Raw genomic sequence first — 21,818 nt, forward strand, 5'->3', positions numbered from 1 at the left:
CGTCAGCCCTCCCAGTTCAGCAGGGCGGAGAGCCCTGGGGCCCGGGCGCCGTCCAGGAGGGTGTCGTCCCGTAGCTTCCCGTCGCTCAGCGAGACCACCCGGTCGGCGGTGGCGGCGACGCGCTCGTCGTGGGTGACGACGATCAGGGTCTGGCCGGCCGCGCGCAACTCGCCGAAGAGCCGCAGGACTTCCTGCGTGGCGGCGGTGTCCAGGTTGCCGGTGGGTTCGTCGGCGAGGACGACCATCGGTTCGTTGACCAGGGCCCGGGCGACGGCGACCCGCTGCCGCTGCCCGCCGGACAGCTGGGCGGGCAGATGGCGGGCCCGGCCGGCGAGCCCGACTCGGTCGAGGAGAGCGGCGGCGCGGCGGCGGGCGGTCCGCGGCGAGGCCCCGGCCAGCAGCGCCGGCAGCTCGACGTTCTCCGCAGCGGTCAGCTCGTCCACCAGGTGATACGCCTGGAACACGAACCCCAGACGGCGGCGCCGAAGCCGGGCGAGCGCCCGCTCGCTGAGGCCGTCGACGCGCTCTCCGCCGAGCCACACCTCGCCCTCGGTGGGCCGGTCGAGGCCGCCCAGGAGCTGGAGCAGCGTGGACTTGCCGCAGCCACTGGGCCCGGTCACGGCGAGCGTCTGTCCGGCGGGGACGTCGAGGTGGACCCCGTCGACGGCCCACACCGCGTTCTCGCCCTCGCCGTACACCCGCGTCACACCGACCGCGCGCAGCACCGGCCCGGCCGCCTCGTCCTCGTGCGTACGCCGACCGTGTCCGGTCATCCTTCTCCCCTGCCTTTACCCTGTGCCGTGCGCCCGGACCAGCCCCGCTCGCACACCTCCAACCAGCGCAGATCAGCCTGCAACCGGAGCATGACCCCCTCCAGCAACAGCCCTGCCTCGGAACCCGCCGCATGCCCGAGGGCGGCGCGCTGCACCTCGGCGAGACCGCTCATCAGCTCCCGCCGCCGCGCGCGTACGAGGGCGAGCGGATCGGCAGCGCCCGATTCGCGGGCGGCCACCAGCTTCAGATGGAACTCCGTCACGTCGCCCCGGGCCCCGGCGCTCTCGCCCATCCACTCGGCCACCCGCTCGTGCCCGGCCGGGGTGGGCGCGAACACCTTCCGCCTCGGCCCGCGCACGGCCGCCTCCTCGCGGACCTGGACGACGAGCCCTGCCTTCTCGAGCCGCGTGAGCGTCACGTACACCTGGCCCGCGTTCAGCCCGTCCCCGAGCGGGCCCAGCGCCACCGCGAGCCGCCTGCGCAGGTCGTACCCGTGCGACGGCTCCTTGACCAGCAACGCGAGCACCACGTCCTGCACGGGTCCCCCTCCTCGACGGCTCCAATGGATAGCGGTTAGCCAAAGGTTCGTCAACCGGGGTCGGCCTTCCGGGCCCTGGGTGCTGCAATGGCCCCATGGCCGACACGCTGCACGACACCGACCTGCTCGTCATCGGCGGCGGTCCCGCCGGCTGCGCCGCCGTGCGGACCGCCGCCGGGGTGGGGCTGCGCACGGTGCTGGTCGAGCCGGACCGGCTGTGCCGGAACCTCTATCGCATCCCTGCCCTCGGCAACGTCCTCGGCGGCCACACCGGCGGCCCCGCGCTCGCCGACGCCATCACGGCGGAGGTCCTGGGCACGGAGCTGTGCCGGGCTGAACTCGGTCGTCGCGTGGCCGAGTTGCGTGCCGCCGACGACCGAGTGACCGTCACGCTTGACACGGGGACCCGCCTCACCGCCCCGTACGCCGTCGTCGCCACCGGCGTCGGCCCGCTCCAGCCGTGCGACGTCCCCTGGATCACCGCACCGGACCGGCTCACCCTCCCGCCGCTGTGGCAGGCCGGAGCGGAGGACGGCCGGACCCTCCTCGTGCTCGGCGGTGACCGTCCGATCGGGACCTTCCTGCGCGCCCACCCGGACACGGACGCCCGCCTGCTCGTGGCGTACCCCGCGGCAGACGCGTACAAGACGGACGAGATCCGCGACGACCCCCGGGTCACGCTCGTCCCCGTCGACCACCTGACGCTCTCGGAGGCGGCGGAGGTGACCGCTCCGGAGGACCTGCGCCGCACCCTTGCCGCGGACGCCGTCTTCCTCAGCCTCGGCAGTGCCCCCGCCGCCCCGCCGGGCGACCTGGTCCGGGGCGCGGACGGCTACTGCGCCCCCGCCGACCAGCACCCCCGCGTCCTCGTCGCCGGCGACCTCCGCTCGGCGCGCTACCAGCGCATCATGACCGCGTTCGGCTCCGGCAGCGAGGCCGCGCTGCACGCGTACTACGCGGGGCGGGACCTGCTCGGCGCGGCCGGGTAGCCGTCGGGGGCCGCCCGCGCACGGTCCATCTCGCGCCACTCGGGCCGGAGCCCGGTCAGGTTCGTGGTGAGGAAGTACAGGGCCCCGCACGTGAGCAGCATCGGCACGAGTCCGGTAGCGGTCACCGCGGCCCCGACCAGCAGCCCGCCGAGGGGGATGCCGGCCCAGGCCAGCGAGTCACCGAGCGCGTTGACCCGGCCCAGCATCCGGCGCGGCACCCGCTCCACGAGGACGGCACCCATCACGGGGTTGACGAAGCCGGCCCCGAACCCGCTGACGGCGAAGACGGTGAGCACGCCCCACAGCGGGGCGCCGGAAGCGAGCACCAGGAACCTCGGCGCTCCGGCCAGCAGGAACCCGGCGAGCACCACCAGGCGCCGCGACAGTCTGTGCGCGACGGCGGCGGCGATCAGGCTCCCGGCGACCCCTCCGGCCCCCATCACGCCGCCCATGACGCCGATCGCGGCCGGCCCGTCGCCGGACTCCCTGGCCCAGACCGGGGCGAGGACCGAGGTGAACGCCGCGTCCAGGAGGTTGGTGATGCCGATCATGACGATGGCGGTGAGCAGGAGCGGATCGCCGCGCAGGAAGGTGAAGCCCTCACCGAAGCGCCGCCAGTAGCCCGGCTCAGGCTCCTTCCCAGCGCTGGGCGCATCGTCGGCGGTGCGCCCAGCGCCCCGGGGCAGCGCGATCCTGATGACCACCGATCCCAGGGCGAAGCAGCCCGCGTTGACGGCGAGCGCGGTCAGCGGGCCGAGCAGCGCCACCAGGGAGCCGCCGAGCGCCATGCCGACCGTGGAGGCGAGCCGCTCGATCACACCGGACAGGCCCGTGGCGCGCTCCAGCGGCACCCGGCCGCGCTCGGCCGCTTCCGGGACCATCACTTCCTTGGCCAGGTCACCGGGGCCCCGGGCCGCCCCGATCAGCGCGACCAGCCCCAGTAGCAGCGGGAAGGAGAGCACGTCCAGGGCGTGCAGGACGGGAATCGCGGCGGCGGCGGTCGCGCTGGCCAGGTCGGTGGTCCAGGAAACGGCCCGCGGCCCGGTCCGGTCCACCAGCGGTCCGGTGAACGCCTTGACCACCACGTAGGGGGCCATCTCGCAGAAGGCGACGAGCCCGGTGCGGCCGGCGCTGCCGGTCGTGACGAGGACGAACCAGGGCAGCGCCACGACGGAGATCCGGGTGCCGGTCAGCGACATCGCCATGGCCGTCAGCACCCCGGCGAGCGGCCGTAAGGACCTCGTGGCCGATATGCCGCCGCTCTCCGGTGAGCCCCCGGTCACGACGCGGGTCCGTCCTCCGCTTCCGGGGGCACGGGATACGGCGACGCGCCGGGCGCGTCCAGTTCGGGCAGGACGTACGTGATCACGGTGACCCGCTCGGTACCTTCGGGGGCGCTTGCCGCGGAGCCCGGATCGTCCCGCCGGTAGCGCGAGGCGACCTCCTTCAACTCGCGCTCCAGGGAGCTGGCTTCCTCGGGCGTGAGCCGCAGCGCCCAGTCGCTCATGTCGAAGGAGTTCCGCCACGCCGGGGGCATCGTCAGGAGCTCGTTCAGCGTCTGCTGCAGGCGGAGGGTGTGGATGGCGGCGACGGACTGGAGATAGGCCAGGACGGCCTCGGGCTCCCGTTCGGCCAGCTCCGGGTCGTTGAACCAGATCGTGCGGTGCACCGACCGCCACCAGCGCTCTCGCGCGTTGCCGAGGCTGGAGTCCTCCTCCACGAAGCCGGCCGCGCCCAGCTGCCGCAGGTGGTAGCTGGCCGTTCCCGAGTTCACCCCCAGCCGCTCCGCGAGCCGGGTCGCCGTCGAAGGACCGTACTTCCGTAGCAGTCCGATCAGTTGTACGCGCACCGGGTGAGCCAGGGCGCGTAGTCCCTTGGCATCCAGAACGACGGAGTCCTTGTCGACGGCCAGGTCGTCCGGCCCCCTCACCACATCAGCCATGCGGCACACGATAGACCGCAAAGGGTTCTTCGCGAAGGAATGTTTGCGAACGACTCTTTGCGATGCCTCGGCCCGTAGTACGACACGCGCCCCGCCCATGGGACCGTGGGCGTACCAAATCGCGGACCGTGGGCGGACGTTGGGGCATCGGGCCCCCGCCTAGCGTTCGGGGCATGAGAACTCGTCACCGCGCCCTGGCCGCCTCGCTCCTCGTCCTCGCCCTGGGGGCCACCGCCGTTCCGGCCGTCGCGGCCACCCCGTCGCCCGCCGGGAACGGCCCCGCGCTCACCGCACCCGCCCGGCAACTGCGGCTGCCCGCGCCGACCGGGCCGTACGCCGTCGGCGAGGACACCGTGCACCCGCGGGACACCGGGCGCGCCGACCCGTACGTGCCGGAGGCGGGCGCGCGCGAGCTGCTGGTGTCCGTGTTCTATCCGGCGCGGGCCGGGACCGGGGTGCGCGCGCCGTACATGAGCGCGAAGGAGGCGGAAATGCTTCTGGATTCGCGGGGGCTGGGCGGGGCCGTCGCACCCGAGGTCGTCGCGGCCACCGAGACGCACGCGCGCACCGGCGCCGCGCCCGCGCCCGGGCGGTTCCCGCTCGTCGTGCTGTCGCCCGGGTTCGGGCAGAGCCGTTTCACGCTGACGCACCTCGCGACGGACCTGGCGTCCCGTGGGTATGTCGTCGCCGTCGTGGACCACGCCCACGAGTCCGTTGCCACCGTCTTCCCGGGCGGGCGCGTCCTGCCGTGCGCCGCCTGCGACTACGTGGAGCGGGTCGGTGACGCGGGGCTCGCGGAGGTCGCACAGGGTCGGGCGAAGGACGTGTCGTTCCTGCTGGACCGGCTGACCGGCCGTCACCCCGCCTGGCGGTACGCCTCGATGATCGACCGGCGGCGCGTCGGCATGGCCGGGCACTCCATCGGCGGTGACTCCGCGGCGTCCACCATGGCCGCCGACCGGCGGGTGCGCGCGGGCGTGAACATGGACGGCACGTTCTACGACCCGGTTCCCGCCGCAGGGCTGCGGGGCCGGCCGTTCATGATGCTCGGCACCGACGTCGACCACGCGTCCGGCGGCACCTTCGACACCACGTGGGACCGCGACTGGGCGCGCCTGGACGGCTGGAAGAGGTGGCTCACCGTGGCCGGAGCCGGCCACTTCACGTTCACCGATCTGCCGATGCTCGGGGCGGAGCTGGGCATCAACGACCCCTCGGCCCCACTGCCCGCGGATCGCTCCGGCGACATCACCCGTGACTACGTCGCCGCTTTCTTCGACCTCAACCTCAAGGGTGTACCGCAGCGTCTGCTCGCCGGCCCGACGCCGGGCAATCCCGAGGTGACGTTCCAGCCGCCTGCGCGGTAGCGCGCGGCTGCACGACCTGGGGCCCTCGATTATTACGGCGTAATAATCGAGGGCCCCAGGTCGCAAGATCAGACGGCGCCCGCCGTCTCCGCGGTCGGCTCGTTCGGCGTGGCAGCCGGCTTGACGTGCTCGTTGACGCGCTTGCCGAGCAGGATGAAGAGCAGGATCAGCCCCACCGTCAGCAGGATGTGACCGAGCCCGGCGGTCAGCGGCACGGCCTCCGCGATGTGGTCCTCGTCGCGCCCGAGGACGGTCAGGATGCCGTGGACGCCCATCATCGCCGTCGAGATGGCGATGCCGATGTTGTAGAACCAGAAGAACGCGGTGAACAGCTTCGAGCCGGACAGCCCGAAGACCTTGTCCAGGGCGAGGACGATCAGGAAGACGAGCATGCCCAACGCCAGCAGGTGCGTGTGCATGAGCGCCAGTTGCGTATCGCCGTGGAAGTCCTTGATTTTCGTGAACTCCCGGTAGAAGAGCCCCGAGATCACTCCGACGATCATGTAGACGTGTGCTGCGTAATACGACTTCCGCATGGCGGAGTTCGCCCCCCTGGGTCGAATACCGTATTGATCGCGGCCATTCAAGCACCCTGTCCCGCGCGCACGGCGTTTCCCCGCAGCTCGCCGGGGGACTTCGCGAGCGGGCCTCAAGCCGCCTTCGAGCGCTTCTCGTGCGCGCTTGGGCTGCCGGTCCCGCCTGACTCCAGGATCAGGGGATCAGAAGTGCGTGCCGATCCGGAACGCCTCGCGGATCTGTGCCATGTCGTGGAGATCCCGGCCCCTGGGCTCGTAACCCTGGTGGAAGAAGACCTGCTGCGCGGCGGACAGGCAGGGCACGGTGCGGCCCCCGACGCTGCCCGTGACGAAGCAGTCCGCCGGATAGACGAACGGCTTCCCCGGCTCCAACGACTCCTGGAGGGCGCCCCCGTCAGCGTCGAACACGAGCGGATGCAGGTCGATCTGACGCCCCGCCGCATCCGACACGACGAACCGAACGGGCCGCCAGTCGAGCGTTTCGGCGAACCCGGCGGCGGCAAGAGCGGCGACGACGGCCGGCTCCCGCTCCAGGCGGTGCATCAGGTCCAGATCCTGGTGCTCCCGCGTCTGCCGCCCCACCAGCGCGTCGATGCCCCAGCCCCCGCCGACCCAGACCTCCGCACCTGCCTTTCGCAGCAGATCCAGGATCTCCAGCACATCGTCGCCCGTCATGCGGTCCCGTCCCTTTCGAGGTGTGCCGTCCCGCCCCACAGCCGCAGGCTCAGGCAGCGGCCGTCGCCCTGCCAGTGGGAGAGCGAGGCGTTGGGCACCGGCGGCACGTCCTCGGGGGCGGCAGCTCCGACACCCGCCAGGGCGAAGCGGACGGCGACGACCACCGCGTCATGGGCGACGAGCAGCACCCGCCGTCCGCGCGCGGCCCGTTCCAGATCGGCGAGGAAGCCGCGCACCCGCAGGGCGACATCGGCGAGGGATTCCCCGCCCGGCGGGCGATAGAACCACTCGCCCAGCCGGTCCCGGCGCGCCGCCTCCTCCGGGGCCCGCGCCAGCAGCGCGGCCGGCGGGTACAGCTCGAAAACGCCCATCTCCCGGTCCCGCAACCGTTCGTCCACCAGAAGCGGAAGCGGAGCGGCGCCCTCACCTGCCGCGTACCCGGCCATCACCTGCCAGGTCTGCCCGGCCCGTACGTAAGGCGAGCAGACGACGAGGTCCAGGTCCCCGGCGCGCTCCACCAGCCACTGCCCGAGCGCCCGCGCCTGTGCCCGGCCGAGGGCGGACAGCGGTACGTCGCGGTCGCGGCCTTCCAGGGGCGCCGCACCCGCCCCGGCGCGCTCGGCCTCGGCGAAGGCGACATTGGCGGTGCTCTGCCCGTGCCGGACCGCCCACAGCGCGCCGAGCGCGTTCGGTACGGCGAGGGGCGCCCCGCCCGGTCCCCCTTCGGGACGCCGGAGCGCCGCCTCACCGCTTCCCCGTACCGCGTCCGTCATACCGTCAGGTTAGGGCCCTCCGGCCGGATCAGGCCCTGGTCGACGGCTTCTCGCGGAGGGCGTCGACCACCGCGCGTTCCAGGACCGCCGAGGTGTTCGTGACGGTGCCCTTCCGGCCCATGGAGGTGTCCCGGATGAGGTAGGTCCGCTCACCCAGGTATGCCAGGGTCTTGGCGTCGAAGATCCAGGCGGTGCGCCAGCCGGCGCGCTCGTTGTCACGGGCCACGCCGATGCCGTGCCGGCCGGCCGCGTCCACCGCGTCGGTGTCCACGCTCACACCGGGAATTCTCGCCGCGGCCTTGTACAGGGCGGCCGCGGTCCGCGGCGGCATCAGGGTCTCCCGCAGCAGCTCGCCGATGGCCTCGAAGGCGTCCTGGTCCGGGTCCCGCTCGTCGGCCGGGGTGTTCCGCGCGTCCTGGTCCGTGGTGATCTCGGCGGCGAGCCGCCGGAGCAGGGCATCGGGGTCGGTGGGCAGGGAGGCGAGCCAGGTGTACGTCGGCCGGTTGAGGCCCTCCGGGTAGCCGACGGGCTTCTCGCCGTCCGGGACGCCGACCGTGATCGGGTAGTACGCGCCGTCCTGGTGGATCAGGCCCTCATCGATCACCGGTCCGGGCTTCTGCGTCATCCAGACCTCGCGCTCACCGGGCCTGCCCAGCTTCACCGGACCGCCGAACGCGCCCGTGTTCTCGGCCTGCAACGTCCTGACGTACACGTACTGGTCACCGGCGACCCCGATCGCGTCGCTCTTGGAGGCGACCGTGGCGATCCGGTCCAGCAGCACGGTCGCGCCGCGCGGGGCCGTGGCCGTGGCGGCGGTGCGGGGGGCCTCGTCCCGGCCCGTCACGGCGAGGGCCGTGAACAGGATCCCGCCCAGGGCCAGCCCGGCGGCGGGCAGCAGGACGGCGGGGCGCAGAAGGCGGCGGGGCCGGGGGCCTGCGGTCACGCGGTCGCCGTCCTGGTCGATCAGCTGCATCAGGGTTTCCTTGTGGTGGAGATGGCGCCCCGGGGGCAGGTCCCGTTCGGCCGGGGCCGGCAGCAGCCGGGCCAGTTCCTCGCGTTCGGCCCCGGTGGGGCCGGAGGTGCGGTCGTTCATCGGGCTTCCTCCTGGAGGGGCAGGGCCACGAACGCGGCCCTGCCCTGTACCTCTCCGCGACGGGGGCGGGGTTCCGTGCCGTGGTCGTTCCGTTCCCGGGCCAGCCGCTCGTCCGTGAGCCGCCGCAGCCGTTCGCGGGCGCGGGACAGCCGCGACCGCACCGTGCCCACGGGGACGCCGAGCGCCTCGGCGGCCTCCGCGTAATCGAGGCCGGACCAGACGCACAGGGCCAGCACCTCGCGGTCCTGGCGGCGCAGCCCGTCCAGCGCCTGCCGGACCGCGGCGAGCCGCCGGGCGTCGTCCACCTGCCCGGCCGCGGCGTCCGCGATGTCCGCGACGGGCTCGGGGGCGGGGCGGCGGGCCAGGAAGGCGAGGCGCCGGCCGGTGCCCCGGTTGGCGTTGCGGGCCTTGTTCGTGGCGATGCCGAGCAGCCACGGCAGCAGCGATTCGCCCTCCGGCTCGACGGCGTGCCGGGTGCGCCAGGCGGCGAGGAAGGTCTCGGACATGACCTCCTCGGCCGTCGACCAGTCGCCCGTCAGCCGGTAGGCATGGTTGTAGACCGGCCGCGCGAACTCCTCGTAGAGCGCGGCGAACGCCTGGCGGTCGCCCGCCCTGATGCGTGTGCGCATGCGCTCCCGGTCTTCCTGATCATCACATCTCACACCCCTACCTCTCCGGCCGGCGCGGCGGGTTCCCGTGACCCCCGCCACACCGGGTGGGCGCGTCAGACGGCGGCCGGTACGAACTCCGCGGGCGGGCGCGGCGGATTTCCGCGGGTCCACACGATCCGCAGCGCGGTGGCGCAGATCCGCCAGCCGTCGGCCGTCCTGACCAGCTCGGTGTCGGTGTGCCCGGCGGAGACGAAGACGCCCTCCGAGCCGTCCGCGAGGACGTGGGTGCTCAGCTGGGCACCACGAGCCGTGGCCCTGTCGCCGTCGATGTCGATGACACTGTTCGTACCGAAATGCACGGTCCGGTCGAACAGCGCCATGCCCTGCCGCACGCGGTCCAGCACGGCGTCGCGGCCGTGGACGGTGCCGATGGGCATCTCGGCGGTGACGTCCTCGGTGTGGAACGCGCGGGCCCACTCGTCGTCGAGGACTCCGTGGTCCAGGGAACGGAGAAAGCGGTCCAGGAGGTCGGTGATCTCGGCACGGTCGGTCAGGTACCGCAGCTGCCGCTGCACCTCTTCGGTAGTCATGGTGCAAGACTCATCCCTCAAGCGGACTTGAGGTCAAGGCGCTCCCGCTGCGTTGTCAGACCCGTCTGGGATGCTCCGGCGATGGAGAGTGAGAGGGAGTTCGGGATGACGGCCGAGATGACGATGCAGCTGGTGATCGACTGCGCCGACCCGCAGCGGATGGTGGCCTTCTGGGCCGGGGCCCTGGGTTACGTCCCCGAGCCGCCGCCGGAGGGGCATGCCACCTGGCGCGCCTACTGGGAGGACATGGGGGTGCCGGCGGAGGAACTGCCTCCTGGCTCCGGGGACCTGCCGGAGTCGATCGTCGATCCCGCCGGGCACGGGCCGCGGGTGTGGTTCCAGCGGGTCCCGGAGGTGAAGGCGGTCAAGAACCGGTGGCACTTCGACCTCAAGGTCGGCGGGGGGCGCGGCGTCCCGCTCGAAGTCCGCAAGCAGCGGGTCGACGCCACGGTGGCGCGACTGGTCGAGGCCGGTGCCACGGTCGCGCAGGTCAGGGAGATGCCGGACATGGACTTCTACGCCACCGCCCTGCTGGACCCGGAGGGCAACGAGTTCGACGTGGTCTGACGGCCACCGCCGTTCGCGCACGACGGTGGCCGGTGGTTCACTTCCGCGCGCTCACAGGATCTGGATGCTCCTGATCCGGGGCGGGTTGTTCGGGAACGTGATGTCCGTCCAGCGGTTGATCCGGACCGAGTCCCCGTTGACGTCGTAGTAGATGAGGTCGTTGTTGCCGGTGACGATCCGGTCGGCCCACCAGCCGCCGAAATCGGTCCGGCCCGCGTTGGCGTAGCAGTCGACGCTCTGACGGCCGTCGAGGTGGGAGTAGATCTTCAGGAAGTCCGCGCCGCCGACGCACTCCACGTGGTCGATGGCGTAGGCGGACCCTGCGGGTACGGCGACGGTCAGCGAGGCCGCGGCGGCGAATGCCATGGCCAGGGAGCCGAGGATCCGCTTGCCCTGTGCGATCACGGGATCTCCTTCGTGCGAGCCCGGGCGCGGGGCCCGGGCTTGACGGTGGCGTGGCGCCGCGACGTGCCGGGCGCGCTCCGCCGAGCCGGTGGCGACTCGTAGACGATCTTGTAGCCGCTCCACCGGCAGGCGTGGAAGGCGGAGCGGCGCCGCCGCTTTTCGACCCGATCGGGCGAGGGCTACCGTGCCCCGATGTCGTACGCGACACCCTCGGAGACCGCCCGCAGCTTGTCCGGGTTGGCCACGTTGTGGATCGCGGTGATGCGCCCCTGCGCGTCGAAGTCGAAGGTCATAGTGGCGATGACGCGGTCCGGGCCGCTGAACACCAGCCCCGGGCCGCCGTTGATCTCCGCGAGTCCGGCCTTCATGTCGGCGGGCTCGACGCCCTGGTAGGCGACCGTGCCGATCGCCGAGAACCAGCCGGCCACCGTGGCCGCGCCGGTCACCGGGCGCAGGGCCTGGCGGACCTTGCCGCCGCCGTCGGTCCACAGGGTGACGTCGGGGGAGAGGAGTTCGAGGAGCGCGTTGACGTCACCGCCCGTCGCGGCGGCGTGGAAACGTTCCGCCGCCTCGCGCTGCCTCGCCCGGTCCGCCTCGAAGCGCGGGCGCCGGGCCCGCACGTGCTCACGGGCGCGGTGCGCGGCCTGCCGTACCGCCGCCTCGGAGCGCTCCACCGCCTCGGCGATCTCGGCGTGGCTGAAGGCGAACACCTCCTTCAGCACGAACACCGCGCGCTCCAGCGGGCTGAGCGTTTCGAGCACCACCAGCATGGCCATCGACACCGACTCGGCGCCCAGCGCGGCCGATTCGGCGTCCGGGACGGTCTCGGGAGCGCCCCCGCCGGTCAGGATGGGCTCGGGCAGCCACGGCCCGACGTACGTCTCCCGCTTGTACCGGGCGGACCGCAGCCGCTCCAGCGCCAGGTTGGTCACGATGCGGGTCAGGTACGCCTTGGGGTCGGCCACCTGCGAACGGTCCGCGGCGGACCACTTGAGCCAGGCGTCCTGGACGCAGTCCTCGGCATCGGCGGCGGTGCCGAGGACGCGGTACGCCACGGAGAACAGCAGGCGCCGGTACTCCAGGAAGACCTGCTGACCGGGATGGGCGAGACGGTCGGGATGGGCGAAACGGTCGGCTGCGCTGGTCATTTTTCCCCTCGGATGCGGGTGAAGCGGCCTCCGCGAGGCCAGAACGCGCCCGACGCGGGGATCTTCTTCATACGGCCGTACGTCGGCCAGGGTGAGGCTGTCACGGTCTCCTTGTACCGGACGGCCATCGCGCCCACCAGGCAGATTCGGCGCGGGCTGTCGTCGGGCCGGGTGAACTGCACCACCGCGTCGCCCCGTCCCAGGCTCACCGGCGTGTGGTAGTAGCCGAACCGGAAGGGCTTCGGCTCCTTGCCCCTGAGGACCCGGTCGATCGACAGCGCCGCGTGCACCCCGGTCGGCATGCCGCCCTGACAGGTCCCGTGCATGACCCCGTAGCCCTGGCTGATCGCGGCCGCGTCGCCGACCGCGTACACGTCGGGGTGCGAAACCGAGCGCAGCGCCCGGTCGGTGACGACCCGTCCGCGCTCGTCCACCTCCAGGCCGGCGGCGGCCGCGAGCGGTGCCACCCGGGTGCCGCCCGTCCAGAGGACCGCGTCGGCCGCGATGCTCTCGCCGCCCTCCAACTCCACCGAACCGGCAAGCACCTTCGCCACGCGGACGCCGCTGCGGACCCGCACGCCGAGGCGGCCGAGGGCGGCCCGTACATGCGCCCGGGCCTTGTCGTTCATGGCCGCGCCGGGCTCCTCGCCGCCCAGCAGCACCACGTCGAGGCGGGGGTACCGCTCGGCGATCTCCGCCGCCGACTCGACGCCGGTGAGGCCGGTGCCGACGACGACCACGGTGCCGTTGCCGCGTTCGCCGCCCTCGGGAGCTTCGCCACCGAGGGCCTTCAGCCGGTCGGCGAGCAGCTGCGCGTCCTGGGCGCTGCTCAGCGTGTACGCGTAGTCGTCGGCGCCGGGCACCGGCGAGGTGTCGGCGACCCCGCCCAGCGCGTACACCAGCGTGTCGTAGGACAGGACGCGCTCGTCGTCGATCCGTACGGTCCTGGCCCCGGCGTCCACCGCCGTCACCCAGCCCTGCGTGAACCGCGCGCCCGTGCCCTCCAGCATCTCCGGGACGCTCATCGTGTCGAGGGGACGGTCGGCGGCGGTCATGTGCAGCCGCATCCGCTCGGTGAACCGTTCCCCCGCGTTCACCACGGTCACCCGCACGGTGTCCCGGCGCTTCCCGGTCCGGGCCGCCAGCTGCACGGCGGCGGCCATGCCCGCGTACCCGGCCCCCAGAACCACCACGTGGTGCTTGCCGCCCGTACGAGTTTCCTGCTGCGTATTCATGATCGGTCCCTTCTCCATCGGCTGCTGACGACCAGGGGATGGGGGCGGGGCCCTCGGATGTGACATGGCGGGACTGTGGCGCGCGTCACTAGTAACCACTTATAGTGGTTACATGGACGCTGCGCCCCCGGGACTGACCCTGCGGTCCACCACCGGTGTCACCTACCGGTTCGACCCGGGCACCCTGTGCCTGGAGCTGCTGACGACCGGCGGCCCCGGGCCCTACCAGCGGTACGAGGTCCTGCACGGGCCCGCCGACGTGACCGCCTGGGCGGAACGCTCCCGGCTGACCCCGACCCCCGAGCTCGCCGTCTCCGCGGTGGAGGTCGCGGCGCTACGGATGCTGCGCGACGCCCTGTTCCGGGTGGTCATCGCCCACACGCGCGGCGAACCGCACCCGCCCGGCGACCTGGCGGTCATCAACGAGGCCGCCGCACGCCCCGCCCTGGCGCCCGCCATCGCCCCGGACGGCGGCCGCCGCTGGGCCGGCACCCCCAGCGGGACGGCACTGGCCGCCACCGTCGCGCGCGACGCCGTCGAGCTCCTGACGGGCGCCCACGCGCACCGCGTCCGCACCTGCGCCGCCGAGGACTGCCATCTCGTCTACGTGGACACCTCGCGTCCCGGCCGCCGCCGCTGGTGCTCGATGGAGCACTGCGGCAACCGTCACAAGGTCAGGGCGCTGCGCGCCCGCCACTCCGAGGAAGGATGACCGATGCCCACCGGACTCACCAGGGACGCGGGCTGGCAGATCGGCGTGTCCCGCACCCTGCCCCACCCCCCGTCCGTCGTCTGGGACTTCATCAGCGGCCCCGAAGGACTCGCCCTCTGGCTCGGCCCGGACGCGGCGCTGACCCCGGAGCGCGGCGCGCCGTACCGGACCGCGGCGGGAGTGACCGGCGAAGTACGCGGCTACCGCCCGGCGGACCGCATCCGCGTCACCCGCGGCACCACCACCCTCCAGGTGGCCATGGCCCCGGCCGCCGACGGCGCCCGCACGACGCTCCGCTTCCACCAGGAGCACCTGGCGAGCGCGGAGGACCGCGAGCGCGGGCGGACCCACTGGCAGCACGTGATGGACGAGGTGGAAGCCGCCTTGGACCGGCCGTAGGAGGTCCCGGCCCCCGAGGAGCATCCGCACGACGTCCTCCCGTCAGCGAAGCGGGGCCGCGAAGTCCAGCAGGGGCCCGGCGACCCGGGGCGGGTCCTCCAGGATCGGCGAGTGGCCCAGCCCCGGCAGCAACTCCACCCGGGCGCCCGGCACGGCGCGGTAGTCGGCGGCGGACGAGGAGCGCCAGCGCCGGTCGTCCTCGCCGAAGAGCACCAGCAGCGGCTTGCCGAGCACCGCCAGCCGCTCCGGCAGCGCCCGCTCCTCCATGTACGCGCGGGTGGCCTGCATGGTGGCCGCGAAGGAGTGCGGTGTCATGGCGCGGACCTCGTCCAGCAGCGCGTCCGGCACCCGGTAGCCGGGGCGGCTGAAGCCCGTGCTCGCGAGCTGCCGGATCTGCTCGTCGCTCGGCGGCCACTGGGCGGGACCGGCCGCGCCGGAGCCGGTGGCGATGAACGCGCCCAGGTTCGGGCCGGTGTTGACGAGCACCAGCGCCGACACCAGCCCGGGACGCTCCTCGGCGAGGGCCGTCGCGGTCACCCCGCCGCTGGAATGCCCCACCACCACGGCCCGCCCCGCACCGAGCCGGTCCAGCACCTCGCCGACCCGCCGGGCCTGGTCGGGCACGGCGTAACGGCCTTCGCCCGGCTTGTCCGAGCCGCCGTGCCCGAGCAGATCGACGCGCACGACGCGGTGCGCCCCGGCCCCGGCCCCGCTCCCGGCTCCCGTCAGCAGCGGTACGAGCGCGTCCCACGAGCGCGCCGAGGACGCCGAACCGTGGATCAGCAGAAGTACGGGGGCCTCGCGCGGCCCGTCCTGGCACACATGGATGGTGTCGCCGTCGTCCAGGGTGAGGAGCGACGACTCGGTGGTCCTCGAAGCAGTCATGACTCCACTGTCGCGACCGGCCCCCGCCCGCGTATTGAACGAATGTTCCGGCCGGCCCCTCGTAGCATGGAGGGGTGCACACGTTCATGCACGGCACGACTGCGTGGGACGTCGCCCGTCCGCAGCGGCCCAGCCGAGTGGCCGGAGTCACCATGGCCGGGTTCGGCGTGCACGACCTGGACGCCTTGCGCATGGTCCCGCACCCGGCGGTCACGCTGCTCCTCGAATTCGGCGCCGGCACACCCGTCCTCGACCGCGCCACCGGTGAGCAGCAGCGCGGATGCCTCGTCGCCGGTCCCGGGCTCGGTTCCGGGGGAGCGGTACGGGTGCGCGGGCGGGACGTGGAGTGCGTGCAGGTGCGGCTGTCCCCGGTCATCGCCCGCGCGGTCCTCGGTGTCCCGCCCTCCGAGCTCGACGGTGCCGTCGTTCCGCTGGACGCCCTGTGGGGCCGCGATGCCTCCCGGATCCGCGAACAGCTCGGCGAAGCCCCGTCCTGGCAGGCCCGCTTCGCGCTCGCGGAGGCCCTCATCACGCGCCGGTACGCGGCCGGCTCCCCGGTGGACCCGGAGGTGGCGCGGGCCTGGCGGCGGCTCACCGACGGGCACGGCCTGCCCCGGATCGAGGAGCTCGCCGCCGAAGTCGGCTGGAGCCGCAAGCGGCTGTGGTCCCGCTTCCGCTCCCAGCTCGGGCTGCCGCCCAAGCGCGCGGCGACCCTCCTCCGCTTCGACCACGCCGCCCACCGCCTGGTCGCGGGAGAGGGGCCGGCCCGGGTGGCCGCCGACACCGGTTACGCCGACCAGTCCCACCTGCACCGCGACGTCATGGCGTTCACCGGGGCCACACCGGCGGCACTGGCCGGCGAACCCTTCCTCGCCGTGGACGACATCGCCTGGCCGGGGCGCTGACGGGGCGTCGGGGGCACGGCCTTGCGGGAGTTGCCCCTTCACGCCTCCTACGCGTTCGGGATGCTGGAAACCGCCCTGGACCGAGACGTGGCCGCGGCCGCACCCCTGCGGAAGGGGGCGGACACGCCCTAGCGTGGGCCCATGCACCCCTTTTCGCGCTCCTGGAATGCGCTGCTCGACGCCGTGGCCGGTCTTCCCGACGAGGAATTCGGGAAACCCTCCGGCTGCACGGGATGGCTCGTCCGGGACCTGGTGTGCCACCTGGTCATCGACGCGCAGGACGTCCTGATCACCCTTGTCACCCCCGCCGACGGACCCGCAACGACCGACGCGCCCGGCTACTGGGACCTCCTGCCCCAGCCCCCGACGGGCGACGACCCGCTCGACGCGCTCATCCCCCGGCTGGCGGCGGCGTACGGCGAACCGCGCCTGCTCAAACACCACATCGACGACATCGGCACAGCGGCCGTCCGCGCCGCCGGTCTCGCGGACCCGGCCGCCCGGGTCCGTACGCAAGACATGGTCCTCACGGTCGCCGACTACCTCTCGGCGTACGTCCTCGAAGGCACCCTGCACCACCTCGACCTGGTGGCCCACCTGCCCGCCGCCCCGGGGCCGCCCGCCGAGACCCTGGCCGTGTCCCGCACCGCCCTGGAGTCCGTCGCGGGTGCCACGTTCCCCGCGTCGCTGGCGGACGCCGACGCGCTGCTGATCGGCACGGGGCGCCGCGCACCGACCCCCGCGCAGACGGCGGAACTGGGTGGCCTGGCGGCGCGACTGCCGCTCGTTCTCGCCTGACCCCTCAGCCGCCGCCGGCGCCGCGCGGCTGCTCCGCGGCGGCCCGGCCGGCGAAAACGGCGGTACGAGAGCCCCGGAAGCCCGGATGGTGGTGCAGGCTTCACCCCGGTTCGGGTGCGCGGTGTACTGACCCGCACCCCCCGGCCGGGCAGCATGGAGGCGACGGCGCGGGGGACCGCGCGACGCGCACGGAGCGAAACAGGAGTTCTCATGGCACGTTCGACCGACTACGACGAGGACCGCGCCTCCCGCAAGGCCAGGGGAGCGTGGTACGTGCCACCACTGCTGGTCTTCCTCGCGGGCGCCATGCTCACCTCCGTGGTCTCGCACGCCGTGGACGACGGGACCCACACCGCCGTGATGAGCGCCGGCTTCGCCCTCGACACGATCGCGGTGATCTGGGCGGTCGTCCGCTGGCGCCGGTCCGCGGGCTGACCACGTACGCAGGGAGAGAAAGCTCCATGAACTCGTCACCGGGCACGCGGACCCGCTTATCGCGACCGCACCGGAGGTGGACCGCACTCCTGGCCGGCGGAATCATCGCCGTGCCGGCCGCACTCGGACTGACCGCCTGCGATTTTGCGCAGGACGCGCTGGACCGGGGCGACCTGTGCCTCGACATCCTCGACATCGCGCTCTTCGACCCGAACCCGTCGAACGCGGACGAGGCCCGCGAGGACGTACGGGACCGGGCCGACAGGATCGACAGGATCGCCGGCCGGGCATCCGACGACGAACTGCGCGACGCCGCCGAGAAGACCGCGAAGGAACTGCGGTCCGCCGCCGGCGAGAACCTGGAAGCCGGATCGGTCCCGGAATACGTGTCGGAGCAGAACGGCCGGCTGAAGGCGCTGCGCAAGACATGCACCGACCTCGGTGACTTCGGCTGACACCGTCACAGAGACGGCTGCGGTCTACCGCGACGCCTCGCCCGTGACGTCGGTGCCCAGGTACGCGAGGACCGCCAGCACGCGGCGGTGGACACTGGTGCCCTCCGCGGGCAGGTTCAGCTTGTCGAAGATCCCCCGGATGTGTTTGCTGACCGCCCGCTCCGTGACGAACAGCCGCTCCGCGATGGCCGCGTTCGCCAGCCCCTGGGCCATCAGCTCCAGCACCTCGTGCTCGCGCGCCGTCAGCCCGTCCAGCGACCGCGCCGACGCCCGCTGCTGGAGGATCTCGTTGACCACCTCCGGGTCCAGCGCCGTGCCCCCCTCGGCGATGCGCTCCAACGCCTCCAGGAACTGCTCGACCCGGCCCACCCGGTCCTTGAGCAGATAGCCGATCCCACCCGCACCGAGGGCCAGCAGCTCTGCCGCGTAAGCCTGTTCGACGTACTGCGACAGTACGAGAACGGGCAGGCCCGGGAACTCCTGCCGGGCCGCGACCGCCGCGCGCAGACCCTCGTCCCGGAAACTCGGCGGCAACCGCACGTCCAGGACCGCCGCGTCCGGCCGGGTGCGGCGCAGCACCGGCATGATCTCCGGCCCCGACACACACGTCCCCACCACCTCGTGGCCGTTGTGCGTCAACAGCAACGTCATCCCCTCCCGGAGCAACGCGTTGTCCTCCGCGATCAGGATCCGCATGGCAGCTCCACCTTCGTCCTCGTCGGCCCTCCGGGAGGGCTGGTGATCTCGGTCGTGCCGTCGAGCGCCGCGACCCGGCGGCGGACGCCGAGCAGCCCACTCCCGCCGCGCTCCTCGGCCCCGCCGCGCCCGTTGTCGGTGACGACGACCTGAAGGGACCCGTCGGCCCTGGTGAAGCGTACTGAGGCATGGGTCGCCCCACTGTGCTTCCGGATGTTCGTCAGACACTCCGCGATCACGAAATAGACCGCGGCCTCCACGGCCGCCGGCAGCCGGTGACCGTTCTCCACAACCGCCAGATTCATCTCCACCGGAATGTCCGCCGAGACCGCGAGCGCGCGCACCGCCCCGGCCAGTCCGCGGTCCGTGAGAACCGGGGGATGCACCGTACGCACGATGCCCCGCAACGCAGCGAGCGTGGCGTCGATCTCCTCCTGGGCCTCGGCCAGCCACCGCGTCGCCGCGTCCGGATCGCTCCTCACCTGCTGGCGCGCCAGCCCGACCCTCATGGACAGCGCCACGAGCTGGGCCTGCACCCCGTCGTGCAGGTCACGTTCGATACGGCGCAGCTCGGCGCTGTGCGACTCCATGGCCCCGGCCCGGGACTCGGAGAGCTCAGCGACACGTTGGCCGAGTCTCGCCGATGGCGACGGCTTCAGCAGCGCGGCGGTCCACCGGGCCTGTGCGTCCGCCAGGTCCTCCAACACCGGCAGCGCACGGGGGCGGCGGCCGAACACGGCCGCCGTACCGTCGACGAGCAGCGCCACCGGCCACAGCACCAGCACGCCCGCGCTGAAGCCGAGGATGCTGAGGGTCGCGTACGGCAGCCAGAGCGCGTCCCGCCACGTGCCGGGATCGGTGAGCGCCAGGCGCACCCGGTCGCTCGGCGAGCCGTCCAGCGGCAGATACAGCTCCGGAACCGGCTTCCCCAGCCACCCGCCGGCCCGCACCCGTTCGTAACCGGCGAACCGGCGCAGCACACGCACGATCTCCGGCCAGGCCGGAGCGCCGACCAGCACCAGCGTGAAGAACACCCCGGCCGGGACCGCGAAGCAGCCCAGGAACGCGGCCATGGCCACCGGCAGCCCGAAGAACAGATGGCAGGACGCCTGCCAGGACCGCTGGAGCTGGGAGGAGAAGTGCGCCATGAAGGCACCGTAGTTGGCGGGCAGGGCCCCCGGTCAGTGGACTCAACCCCCCGGAAGCCGGGTGGTGCCGGCTGAACCCGTACACGGGTGAGCGCTCCATCGTGCCGACCCTGGTCGCGGCCCTACCGTCGCCACAGAGGCGGGGCAGGAGCACGACCCGGAAGGCGAACCAATGGCACTGCGCATGAGGAAACGGACCCACGGGCCCGCGCAAACGGAGGCGGCGGGCGCCTGCGCGCTCACCCTCGAATCCGTCACCCGCCGCTACCGGCGCGGCGGGAGGGACTTCCACGCACTGGACCACGTGAGCATGGAAGTGCCGCCGGGCCGTTTCCTGGCCGTCATGGGCCGCTCCGGCTCCGGCAAGACCACCTTCCTGCAGTGCGCCGCCGGGCTCGACCAGCCCACCTCCGGCACGGTACGGGTCGGGGGCACCGACCTGTCGGGGCTGTCCGAGGCGGCGCTCACCCGGCTGCGCAGGGACCGGATCGGCTTCGTCTTCCAGTCCCTCAACCTCGTACCGTCGCTCACCGTCGGCGAGAACACCGCCCTGCCGCTGCTCCTGCGCGGCATGGACCCCCAGGACCCCGCCGTGCGCGAGCGCGCCCTCACGATGCTGGCGTCCGTCGGTCTCGGCGACCGCGCGGACGACTCCCCGCTCCGTCTTTCGGGCGGCCAGCAGCAGCGCGTCGCCATCGCCCGGGCCCTGGTCACCGACCCCGCCGTGGTCTTCGCCGACGAACCGACCGGGGCGCTCGACCCCGTCACCGCCCGCGAGGTGCTGCGGCTGCTGCGCGAGGCCGTGGACACGTCCGGCCACACCGTGGTGATGGTGACCCACGACCCCCAGGCCGCCGCCTGGACCGACGAGGCGGTCTTCATCGAGGCCGGACGCGTCGTCGCCCGCGAGGACCGCCCCGCGCCGGAGACCGTGGCCCGGCGGCTCGCCGGGCTCGGGGAGCGATGACCGTGGCCGTCGGCACCCGGCCGCCCGCCGGCCGCACCGGGCCCCGGAAGCGGCACGGCGAGCCGGTCGGACGCGGCCTGCACACCGCCCGCTTCCTCGCCCGCCGCTCCATGCGGCTGCACCGCAAGGCATGGGCCGCCGTCTTCGCCGCCCTCGTGCTCACCGCGCTCCTCCTCGGCAGCTTCGCCCTGGCCACCCTGTCGGCGTTCGTGGGCCACGCCCACGTCGAGCGGTACGCGGCGACCACCGCTGTCGTCGCCGCCGACCAGACCACCCGCTACCGGGCCAAGCCCTGGGGCGACCCGATGACCACGGTCACCCAGTCGCTCACCGAACGCGTCCGCGTCCCCGCCGGCGTCGTGGACCGGCTCGCCGAGGTGCCCGGCGTACGCGCCGCCGTCCCCGACAGCAGCTTCCCGGTCGCCCTCGCCGCCCCCGACGGCCGGGGCGTGCCCGGACCGGACAGCGACTCCGGCACCGCGCCCGTGTACGGCCACGGCTGGCCGACGGCGGCACTCGCCCCGTTCACCCTGCGCACCGGCAAAGCCCCCGCGAAGGCCCGCCAAGTGGCGGTCGACGGCGACCTCGCCGCACGCGCGGGCGTACACCCCGGCGACCGGCTCCGGCTCCAGATGCTCGACGCACCCGCCGACTACGTTGTCTCCGGCATCGTCGCCCCGCAGGGCGAGGCCGACGACACCGGACTCGCCCACCAGGGCGCCGTCTTCTTCACCGAGGGCGAGGCCGCCCGGCTGTCCGGCCACCCCGGCACCGTCGACGCCATCGGCGTGGTCGCCGACGACGGCGTGAGCGTGCACGAGCTCTACCCCGCCCTGCGCAAGGCCCTGGACGGCGCCCATCCCGCCCATGACGCCGCCGAGGGCAGCCGGGACCCGCAGGACAGCTCCCTGCTGCGGGTCCTGACCGGCGACGGACGCGGCCAGGCGGAGTTCCTGGACGCGGCGCCGAGCCGGGCCGGCCTGCTCAGCCTGCTGGCCATGCTGTGCGCGACCGTCCTCATGATCGCCGTGCTCGTGGTGGCCGGCACGGTCACCCAGGCGGTCCACCAGCGGGCCCGCGAACTCGCGCTGCTGCGCGCGGTCGGCGCGACCCCCGGGCAGCTGCGGGCGACGGTCGGCCGCGAGGTGACCGGCATCGCCACCGCGGCGGCCGTG

At 73.4% G+C, this 21,818-nt stretch carries 27 protein-coding genes; 11 read left to right on the plus strand and 16 right to left on the minus strand.

Annotated elements, in window-relative coordinates:
• Positions 1-2: 2 nt before the first annotated feature.
• Positions 3-773: an ABC transporter ATP-binding protein gene (locus tag G3I41_RS04700; protein WP_164399038.1), complete on the minus strand. Its 771-nt coding sequence runs from the start codon at positions 771-773 to the stop codon at positions 3-5.
• Complete coding sequence (locus G3I41_RS04705) at positions 770-1,312, minus strand: PadR family transcriptional regulator (protein ID WP_164399039.1); 543 nt, start codon at positions 1,310-1,312, stop codon at positions 770-772. The genes G3I41_RS04700 and G3I41_RS04705 overlap by 4 nt, the downstream gene beginning before the upstream one ends.
• Positions 1,313-1,407: 95 nt before the next feature.
• Here G3I41_RS04705 and G3I41_RS04710 point away from each other — a divergent pair, with 95 nt between their 5' ends.
• The gene (locus tag G3I41_RS04710; protein WP_164399040.1) at positions 1,408-2,301 is read left to right on the plus strand and encodes an FAD-dependent oxidoreductase; all 894 of its coding nucleotides are present in this window, start codon (positions 1,408-1,410) and stop codon (positions 2,299-2,301) included.
• Here G3I41_RS04710 and G3I41_RS04715 read toward each other — a convergent pair.
• The gene (locus tag G3I41_RS04715; RefSeq protein WP_343242059.1) at positions 2,265-3,584 is read right to left on the minus strand and encodes an MFS transporter; all 1,320 of its coding nucleotides are present in this window, start codon (positions 3,582-3,584) and stop codon (positions 2,265-2,267) included. The genes G3I41_RS04710 and G3I41_RS04715 overlap by 37 nt on opposite strands.
• Complete coding sequence (locus G3I41_RS04720; RefSeq protein WP_164399041.1) at positions 3,581-4,243, minus strand: winged helix-turn-helix domain-containing protein; 663 nt, start codon at positions 4,241-4,243, stop codon at positions 3,581-3,583. Before G3I41_RS04720 ends, G3I41_RS04715 begins: the two co-directional genes overlap by 4 nt.
• Before the next feature lie 173 nt (positions 4,244-4,416).
• Here G3I41_RS04720 and G3I41_RS04725 point away from each other — a divergent pair, with 173 nt between their 5' ends.
• Positions 4,417-5,610: an alpha/beta hydrolase gene (locus G3I41_RS04725; RefSeq protein ID WP_164399042.1), complete on the plus strand. Its 1,194-nt coding sequence runs from the start codon at positions 4,417-4,419 to the stop codon at positions 5,608-5,610.
• A gap of 68 nt (positions 5,611-5,678) precedes the next feature.
• Here G3I41_RS04725 and G3I41_RS04730 read toward each other — a convergent pair whose 3' ends face one another.
• From G3I41_RS04730 to G3I41_RS04755, 6 genes are all read right to left on the minus strand, one after another.
• Positions 5,679-6,146 (minus strand): DUF2871 domain-containing protein, encoded by a 468-nt coding sequence (locus G3I41_RS04730; protein WP_164399043.1) that lies wholly within the window; start codon positions 6,144-6,146, stop codon positions 5,679-5,681.
• 183 nt (positions 6,147-6,329) lie between these two features.
• Positions 6,330-6,821, minus strand: a complete 492-nt coding sequence (locus tag G3I41_RS04735) for an amino acid transporter (protein ID WP_164399044.1) — start codon at positions 6,819-6,821, stop codon at positions 6,330-6,332.
• Positions 6,818-7,594: a histidine phosphatase family protein gene (locus G3I41_RS04740; protein ID WP_164399045.1), complete on the minus strand. Its 777-nt coding sequence runs from the start codon at positions 7,592-7,594 to the stop codon at positions 6,818-6,820. The genes G3I41_RS04735 and G3I41_RS04740 overlap by 4 nt, the downstream gene beginning before the upstream one ends.
• A gap of 28 nt (positions 7,595-7,622) precedes the next feature.
• Positions 7,623-8,687: a CU044_5270 family protein gene (locus G3I41_RS04745; protein WP_164399046.1), complete on the minus strand. Its 1,065-nt coding sequence runs from the start codon at positions 8,685-8,687 to the stop codon at positions 7,623-7,625.
• The gene (locus G3I41_RS04750) at positions 8,684-9,316 is read right to left on the minus strand and encodes an RNA polymerase sigma factor (protein ID WP_164399047.1); all 633 of its coding nucleotides are present in this window, start codon (positions 9,314-9,316) and stop codon (positions 8,684-8,686) included. The genes G3I41_RS04745 and G3I41_RS04750 overlap by 4 nt, the downstream gene beginning before the upstream one ends.
• A gap of 95 nt (positions 9,317-9,411) precedes the next feature.
• Positions 9,412-9,888 carry a nuclear transport factor 2 family protein gene (locus G3I41_RS04755; RefSeq protein ID WP_164399048.1) on the minus strand — a complete coding sequence of 159 codons (477 nt, stop codon included), beginning with the start codon at positions 9,886-9,888 and terminating at the stop codon, positions 9,412-9,414.
• 81 nt (positions 9,889-9,969) lie between these two features.
• Between G3I41_RS04755 and G3I41_RS04760 the strand changes: the two genes are divergently transcribed.
• Positions 9,970-10,455, plus strand: a complete 486-nt coding sequence (locus G3I41_RS04760; protein ID WP_164399049.1) for a VOC family protein — start codon at positions 9,970-9,972, stop codon at positions 10,453-10,455.
• Between the two features lie 51 nt (positions 10,456-10,506).
• Here the strand turns inward: G3I41_RS04760 and G3I41_RS04765 are convergent, their stop codons facing one another.
• From G3I41_RS04765 to G3I41_RS04775, 3 genes are all read right to left on the minus strand, one after another.
• Positions 10,507-10,860 (minus strand): beta/gamma crystallin domain-containing protein, encoded by a 354-nt coding sequence (locus G3I41_RS04765; protein WP_164399050.1) that lies wholly within the window; start codon positions 10,858-10,860, stop codon positions 10,507-10,509.
• 179 nt (positions 10,861-11,039) lie between these two features.
• Positions 11,040-12,008: an RNA polymerase sigma-70 factor gene (locus G3I41_RS04770; RefSeq protein WP_164399051.1), complete on the minus strand. Its 969-nt coding sequence runs from the start codon at positions 12,006-12,008 to the stop codon at positions 11,040-11,042.
• Positions 12,005-13,243, minus strand: a complete 1,239-nt coding sequence (locus G3I41_RS04775) for an FAD-dependent oxidoreductase (RefSeq protein ID WP_164399052.1) — start codon at positions 13,241-13,243, stop codon at positions 12,005-12,007. Before G3I41_RS04775 ends, G3I41_RS04770 begins: the two co-directional genes overlap by 4 nt.
• Before the next feature lie 112 nt (positions 13,244-13,355).
• Between G3I41_RS04775 and G3I41_RS04780 the strand changes: the two genes are divergently transcribed.
• The gene (locus G3I41_RS04780) at positions 13,356-13,955 is read left to right on the plus strand and encodes a CGNR zinc finger domain-containing protein (protein WP_164399053.1); all 600 of its coding nucleotides are present in this window, start codon (positions 13,356-13,358) and stop codon (positions 13,953-13,955) included.
• Between the two features lie 3 nt (positions 13,956-13,958).
• Positions 13,959-14,354 (plus strand): SRPBCC domain-containing protein, encoded by a 396-nt coding sequence (locus G3I41_RS04785; protein WP_164399054.1) that lies wholly within the window; start codon positions 13,959-13,961, stop codon positions 14,352-14,354.
• A gap of 42 nt (positions 14,355-14,396) precedes the next feature.
• Here the strand turns inward: G3I41_RS04785 and G3I41_RS04790 are convergent, their stop codons facing one another.
• On the minus strand, positions 14,397-15,239 hold the full coding sequence (locus tag G3I41_RS04790; protein WP_164399055.1) for an alpha/beta hydrolase: 843 nt from the start codon (positions 15,237-15,239) through the stop codon (positions 14,397-14,399).
• Between the two features lie 74 nt (positions 15,240-15,313).
• On the opposite strand from G3I41_RS04790, the gene G3I41_RS04795 reads away from it, so the two are divergent.
• The 4 genes from G3I41_RS04795 (at position 15,314) to G3I41_RS04810 (ending at position 17,832) form a co-directional block, all read left to right on the plus strand.
• Positions 15,314-16,144, plus strand: a complete 831-nt coding sequence (locus tag G3I41_RS04795; RefSeq protein WP_164399056.1) for an AraC family transcriptional regulator — start codon at positions 15,314-15,316, stop codon at positions 16,142-16,144.
• A gap of 141 nt (positions 16,145-16,285) precedes the next feature.
• Complete coding sequence (locus G3I41_RS04800) at positions 16,286-16,942, plus strand: maleylpyruvate isomerase N-terminal domain-containing protein (protein ID WP_164399057.1); 657 nt, start codon at positions 16,286-16,288, stop codon at positions 16,940-16,942.
• Positions 16,943-17,152: 210 nt separating this feature from the next.
• Entirely contained in the window at positions 17,153-17,377 is a 225-nt protein-coding gene (locus G3I41_RS04805) for a hypothetical protein (protein ID WP_164399058.1), read from the plus strand.
• A 110-nt stretch (positions 17,378-17,487) separates the two neighbouring features.
• On the plus strand, positions 17,488-17,832 hold the full coding sequence (locus G3I41_RS04810; RefSeq protein WP_343242060.1) for a hypothetical protein: 345 nt from the start codon (positions 17,488-17,490) through the stop codon (positions 17,830-17,832).
• Positions 17,833-17,856: 24 nt separating this feature from the next.
• Here the strand turns inward: G3I41_RS04810 and G3I41_RS04815 are convergent, their stop codons facing one another.
• Together G3I41_RS04815 and G3I41_RS04820 are read right to left on the minus strand one after the other, a co-directional pair.
• Positions 17,857-18,528 carry a response regulator transcription factor gene (locus G3I41_RS04815; RefSeq protein ID WP_164399060.1) on the minus strand — a complete coding sequence of 224 codons (672 nt, stop codon included), beginning with the start codon at positions 18,526-18,528 and terminating at the stop codon, positions 17,857-17,859.
• Complete coding sequence (locus G3I41_RS04820) at positions 18,516-19,676, minus strand: sensor histidine kinase (protein ID WP_164399061.1); 1,161 nt, start codon at positions 19,674-19,676, stop codon at positions 18,516-18,518. Before G3I41_RS04820 ends, G3I41_RS04815 begins: the two co-directional genes overlap by 13 nt.
• Before the next feature lie 172 nt (positions 19,677-19,848).
• Here G3I41_RS04820 and G3I41_RS04825 point away from each other — a divergent pair, with 172 nt between their 5' ends.
• Together G3I41_RS04825 and G3I41_RS04830 are read left to right on the plus strand one after the other, a co-directional pair.
• Positions 19,849-20,643, plus strand: a complete 795-nt coding sequence (locus G3I41_RS04825) for an ABC transporter ATP-binding protein (protein ID WP_164399062.1) — start codon at positions 19,849-19,851, stop codon at positions 20,641-20,643.
• The coding region (locus G3I41_RS04830; RefSeq protein WP_164399063.1) for an ABC transporter permease at positions 20,640-21,818 on the plus strand (1,179 nt) is incomplete at its 3' end. The genes G3I41_RS04825 and G3I41_RS04830, both read left to right, overlap by 4 nt.

The organism is Streptomyces sp. SID9727 (assembly GCF_010550605.1).
Lineage (GTDB): Bacteria > Actinomycetota > Actinomycetes > Streptomycetales > Streptomycetaceae > Streptomyces.

What these genes read in the sequence shown, in the direction of transcription:
- G3I41_RS04700 (WP_164399038.1), bottom strand. Translation starts at nt 773, where the DNA reads ATGACCGGACACGGTCGGCGTACGCACGAGGACGAGGCGGCCGGGCCG.
- G3I41_RS04710 (WP_164399040.1), top strand. Translation starts at nt 1,408, where the DNA reads ATGGCCGACACGCTGCACGACACCGACCTGCTCGTCATCGGCGGCGGT.
- G3I41_RS04720 (WP_164399041.1), bottom strand. Translation starts at nt 4,243, where the DNA reads ATGGCTGATGTGGTGAGGGGGCCGGACGACCTGGCCGTCGACAAGGAC.
- G3I41_RS04725 (WP_164399042.1), top strand. Translation starts at nt 4,417, where the DNA reads ATGAGAACTCGTCACCGCGCCCTGGCCGCCTCGCTCCTCGTCCTCGCC.
- G3I41_RS04730 (WP_164399043.1), bottom strand. Translation starts at nt 6,146, where the DNA reads ATGCGGAAGTCGTATTACGCAGCACACGTCTACATGATCGTCGGAGTG.
- G3I41_RS04735 (WP_164399044.1), bottom strand. Translation starts at nt 6,821, where the DNA reads ATGACGGGCGACGATGTGCTGGAGATCCTGGATCTGCTGCGAAAGGCA.
- G3I41_RS04740 (WP_164399045.1), bottom strand. Translation starts at nt 7,594, where the DNA reads ATGACGGACGCGGTACGGGGAAGCGGTGAGGCGGCGCTCCGGCGTCCC.
- G3I41_RS04745 (WP_164399046.1), bottom strand. Translation starts at nt 8,687, where the DNA reads ATGAACGACCGCACCTCCGGCCCCACCGGGGCCGAACGCGAGGAACTG.
- G3I41_RS04750 (WP_164399047.1), bottom strand. Translation starts at nt 9,316, where the DNA reads ATGCGCACACGCATCAGGGCGGGCGACCGCCAGGCGTTCGCCGCGCTC.
- G3I41_RS04755 (WP_164399048.1), bottom strand. Translation starts at nt 9,888, where the DNA reads ATGACTACCGAAGAGGTGCAGCGGCAGCTGCGGTACCTGACCGACCGT.
- G3I41_RS04760 (WP_164399049.1), top strand. Translation starts at nt 9,970, where the DNA reads ATGGAGAGTGAGAGGGAGTTCGGGATGACGGCCGAGATGACGATGCAG.
- G3I41_RS04770 (WP_164399051.1), bottom strand. Translation starts at nt 12,008, where the DNA reads ATGACCAGCGCAGCCGACCGTTTCGCCCATCCCGACCGTCTCGCCCAT.
- G3I41_RS04775 (WP_164399052.1), bottom strand. Translation starts at nt 13,243, where the DNA reads ATGAATACGCAGCAGGAAACTCGTACGGGCGGCAAGCACCACGTGGTG.
- G3I41_RS04780 (WP_164399053.1), top strand. Translation starts at nt 13,356, where the DNA reads ATGGACGCTGCGCCCCCGGGACTGACCCTGCGGTCCACCACCGGTGTC.
- G3I41_RS04785 (WP_164399054.1), top strand. Translation starts at nt 13,959, where the DNA reads ATGCCCACCGGACTCACCAGGGACGCGGGCTGGCAGATCGGCGTGTCC.
- G3I41_RS04790 (WP_164399055.1), bottom strand. Translation starts at nt 15,239, where the DNA reads ATGACTGCTTCGAGGACCACCGAGTCGTCGCTCCTCACCCTGGACGAC.
- G3I41_RS04800 (WP_164399057.1), top strand. Translation starts at nt 16,286, where the DNA reads ATGCACCCCTTTTCGCGCTCCTGGAATGCGCTGCTCGACGCCGTGGCC.
- G3I41_RS04805 (WP_164399058.1), top strand. Translation starts at nt 17,153, where the DNA reads ATGGCACGTTCGACCGACTACGACGAGGACCGCGCCTCCCGCAAGGCC.
- G3I41_RS04815 (WP_164399060.1), bottom strand. Translation starts at nt 18,528, where the DNA reads ATGCGGATCCTGATCGCGGAGGACAACGCGTTGCTCCGGGAGGGGATG.
- G3I41_RS04820 (WP_164399061.1), bottom strand. Translation starts at nt 19,676, where the DNA reads ATGGCGCACTTCTCCTCCCAGCTCCAGCGGTCCTGGCAGGCGTCCTGC.
- G3I41_RS04825 (WP_164399062.1), top strand. Translation starts at nt 19,849, where the DNA reads ATGGCACTGCGCATGAGGAAACGGACCCACGGGCCCGCGCAAACGGAG.